5 protein-coding genes are annotated in these 3,474 nt (G+C 69.3%); 1 reads left to right on the forward strand and 4 read right to left on the reverse strand.

The genetic code is table 11. From position 1 onward, the window contains the following. Nucleotides 1-459 precede the first annotated feature (459 nt). Nucleotides 460-1,323, forward strand: coding sequence for a hypothetical protein (locus tag ACNFOC_RS52425; RefSeq protein WP_416966030.1), 864 nt, complete (start codon nt 460-462; stop codon nt 1,321-1,323). Nucleotides 1,324-1,326: 3 nt separating this feature from the next. On the opposite strand, the gene ACNFOC_RS52430 is transcribed toward ACNFOC_RS52425, so the two are convergent. The 4 genes from ACNFOC_RS52430 to ACNFOC_RS52445 all read right to left on the reverse strand — a co-directional run bounded on the left by ACNFOC_RS52430 (nt 1,327) and on the right by ACNFOC_RS52445 (nt 3,313). Beyond that, nucleotides 1,327-1,686 (reverse strand): hypothetical protein, encoded by a 360-nt coding sequence (locus ACNFOC_RS52430; RefSeq protein ID WP_416966032.1) that lies wholly within the window; start codon nt 1,684-1,686, stop codon nt 1,327-1,329. Between the two features lie 65 nt (nt 1,687-1,751). Beyond that, on the reverse strand, nt 1,752-2,042 hold the full coding sequence (locus tag ACNFOC_RS52435; RefSeq protein WP_200691634.1) for a hypothetical protein: 291 nt from the start codon (nt 2,040-2,042) through the stop codon (nt 1,752-1,754). A 114-nt stretch (nt 2,043-2,156) separates the two neighbouring features. Further along, nucleotides 2,157-2,756 (reverse strand): phage tail tube protein, encoded by a 600-nt coding sequence (locus ACNFOC_RS52440; protein WP_416966031.1) that lies wholly within the window; start codon nt 2,754-2,756, stop codon nt 2,157-2,159. 143 nt (nt 2,757-2,899) lie between these two features. After that, on the reverse strand, nt 2,900-3,313 hold the full coding sequence (locus ACNFOC_RS52445) for a hypothetical protein (protein WP_043682841.1): 414 nt from the start codon (nt 3,311-3,313) through the stop codon (nt 2,900-2,902). Between the last annotated feature and the right edge of the window lie 161 nt (nt 3,314-3,474).

Genomic DNA, 3,474 nt, shown 5'->3' on the forward strand with positions numbered 1-3,474 from the left:
CAGCGCGTCCGTCCAACCCGCCGCGTACGCCCGGGACTCCCGCGTGAGCAACTCCTCGTACAGCCGGTCGAGCAGGGTCGTGCGGTCGGGGGCGGGGGAATGCAGGAGGTGGGCGAGGCGGGTGTAGGTGTCGATCGGCTGCTGCGGGGAGTGACTCGTGCCAGTCGCCATGTCGTCGTCCTGCTTTCCTGTCTGTCCGCTCGGCTGGTGGTACAGGTGGCGCTCCTGGTGCGCTCGAAGCGTCGGTTCGAACTAGTGTACGAGTAATCTTGCGGTGGTGTTTCGTGTTTGCCGAAGACAGTTGACCGCTCAGCGGTCCGGACCTGCGGAGATACGGGGTGCGGTGGCAGTTGTGCCAGGTTGGTGAAGTAGGATCCGGCCGTTCTCCCGTCGGTGAATGAAAGGTGAATTACCAGGCCCGGTGAGGCATTTGGGGCCTGGCTACGACGGTGGGCGGCGATGGGGCGGCCGTCCTCGCGCTGGGGGGCGCGGTGGGGCAGGGACGAGAGCAAGGCCTACGGGGTGGATGGGAACGCGAGCAACGCGCGGCAGACGCATGTGATCGACTGGCTTGAACAAGCCCCCGATCTTCCCCATCTCATCGCCCGCCTGTCCGAACTCGTCCTACGGCTCGGCCATGCCCCCGACGACCTGGTGATCCTGCCCCGCGCCGAACTCGACCGGCGTGAACTCGCCGCCTACAGCGCGGGTTGGGCCGACGTCGTCGAGGAGCAACTCCCGGCCGTGCGGCGGGCGTACGAGCAACGGATCACCGCCGCCTACCTCCAGGGGCAGGAGGACGCCCGCACCGGGCGCCGGCCGCGCCGGGTGCGGGATCGCGATCACGTCGGTGGTGACGTCATCCAGTTGCCGTACGTCCAACTGCTGAGTCCTCCGCCCGAGTTGACGCGAGTAGAAGAGCGCGGGGAACAGGAGCGGGGCGTGGCGGACGGCCCTCGGGGCCAGGTGGAACCCGATATCGGCCTCGATGCCGATGCCGATGCCGATGCCGATACGGATACCGACCCCGACCCCGACATCCTTGTCACCGCCCGCGATGTGCGGGAGAAGCGCGCCGCACCCGCCGAACGGCGTTCGGTGGTACGGCGCAACGGGCGGCCCAGCGTGCCCCCGCTGACCGCCGGAACCGGGCGCGACAAGGGACGTAGAGCGGAGTCGGCCGAATCCTCGCCCGCCCAGCCCGGCACCATCCGGAGCGAGGGACGCCCCAGGCTCTCCGCCAAGGCCCGTGCCCTCGCTGATGAGTTGGAGGGCCGGGCCTCCGGCGGGCGCCGGGACGGGGAGACTGGGCCGGCTGACTGACAATCAGCCGAAGAACCGGGCCAGTTGGACCGTCGACGGTGCCGCGTCCGCAGCCGGCGTCTCCTCCTGACCCGCCTCACCCGGCGTCTCCTCGCCCCCGGTGTCCGTGCCGTCGTACGACGGACGCGGTACCGGTGCCGGTGGGTCCGGCTGGTCGCCCTCCTCCGAGTTGACGGAGGCGAACATCCAGTTGGCGGCGGCGAGATGGTCCACGGCGGCGGCCAGCAGATGGTCGGTCACCGACCAGTCGGCGGCCTCGCCGTGCAGCTCCCGGTTGAGGGCGCTGTCGTGCGGCAACTGCCTGATGAGCACGGTGAGTCGGCGCGCGGAGAGCCGGTCACGGTGCCAGTCGAGCAGATCGATGCCGTAATAGCGGAGCAGGTCCGCTTCGAGGGCCTCGGCGTGTTCGTCGACGAACCCGACGAGGCTCAGCCTTCCCCCAGGCCGAGCCCGGTCTCCTTGCCGTAGGCCTCCAGGATGGCGGCGATGTCCTGCATCGTGACCTCGTGCTGCTCGAAGCGGGTGAACTGCTTCTCGCCCAGGAGGAGTCGGAGCAGCCCGTCCACGTCGTTGTCGTCGAGCTTGCGCAGCGCCTTGGCGGTGGCGCGGGTCAGCTCGGTGGGGAGGGTGTAGCTCTCGGTGTCGAGTTCGAACGACCAGGTGCGGCCGAGGGCTTCGAGCCGCTGGGCGCGGGCCGCGTTGACGTCGAAACGAGCCATGGCGATGAGTACTCCTTAAACAGGCGAACGGGCGAACGGGCGAACAGGTGCTTCGGAAAAGGGGAGTTGGGCCCGGGGTGGGACAGACGGGCCCGCCTGTCCCACCCCGGTGGGTCAGGACGCGGCGTACGCGGCGTCCTTCATCACGAAGCTGGCCAGCGGCGAACCGTCGGCCGCGGACATCGCGCTGAACGTGATGCCGAGCTGGGCCGCCGACTTGCGGGCCAGCTTGATGTCGTCCGACGCGGTGACCTGGCCGCGCGGGATGCCGAAGCGGTACGTCACCGTCGAACCGTCGCTCGCCCGGACGTCCGTGAACTCCAGCCCGAGCGCGCGCACATCGGCGAACGGCCGGTCGGCGATGTCGTACTGGTAGACGCCCGTCGCGCCGGTCACCGCGCTGACCCCGCCGCCGCCCATGAAGAACGGCAGCGTGTCCTCGTTGAACTGCATCAGCGAGAACTTCAGGGTCAGGTCGCGGTCCGAGTACACGAAGTGCACCGGGCTGACGGCCTGCCACACGTCGACCGGCTCCAGCTTGTCCTTCTTGCTGAAGGTGACGCCGTCGCCGGAGGTGAACCCGAGGTTCTTCCAGGTCGCCCAGTCGGTGGCGGGGTCGGTGGAGAAGGTCGACGGGACGTCGGTGTCGGCGGCGGCGACGTAGAGGCGGCCTACGCCGGCGATGCGGATCTCGGAGGAGTTGGTTCCTGCCATGGGTGAATCTCCTTGTTCTCAGGGTGAGTTGAGATGGGGTGCTGCCGTACTCGGGAGGTCCGGGTACGAAGAAGGCCCCGCCGGGGGGTGGCGGGGCCTTCGGTCTGTGGGGCGCGGAGCGTCCGGGAGATCGGTGGGGTGGATCAGTAGACGTCCACGTACACCTTCATCACCGTGACGTAGCGGTTGGCCGCGGAGTAGAGGTAGTCGGGCAGCCAGCGCGGGCCGTCCTGCTCCTCGACCTCGGTGACGAGGTTCGTGCCGTACTTGTTGTTCGCCATCGCCAGTACGGCCTGACGGGCGTCGTTGGCCAGGACGTGCGCGGCCTGCTTGGTCGGGCCGTACACCTCCAGCTCGATCAGCGGCTGGTCGACATGGCGTTCGCCGACCCAGGCGCCGCCGCGCCGGTTGACGAACACGGCGGCGGCCGTGCCGTCGAAGCCGGTCGGCGCCTGTACGGCGACGATCGCGCCGGAGAGCCGGGAGTCGTCCTCCAGGATGTCGACGATCATCGCCTCGACGTCCGGGAAGGCGCTCGGTGGAGTGGGTGTGGTCATGCCGGGTCACCTCGGGGCAGCTTCGGGAGGGCGTGGTTCACCGGCCCCTGCGGAGCGGGAAAGTCCACTCTGCTGCGGAACGCGGCCGCCGCCGGTGGCGTGTATGTGCGGGTCGGCGGCACCGAACTGGAGGACCTGCTCCAGGACTTGATGCGGCAGTT

The organism is Streptomyces colwelliae, assembly GCF_048158785.1.
Lineage (GTDB): Bacteria > Actinomycetota > Actinomycetes > Streptomycetales > Streptomycetaceae > Streptomyces.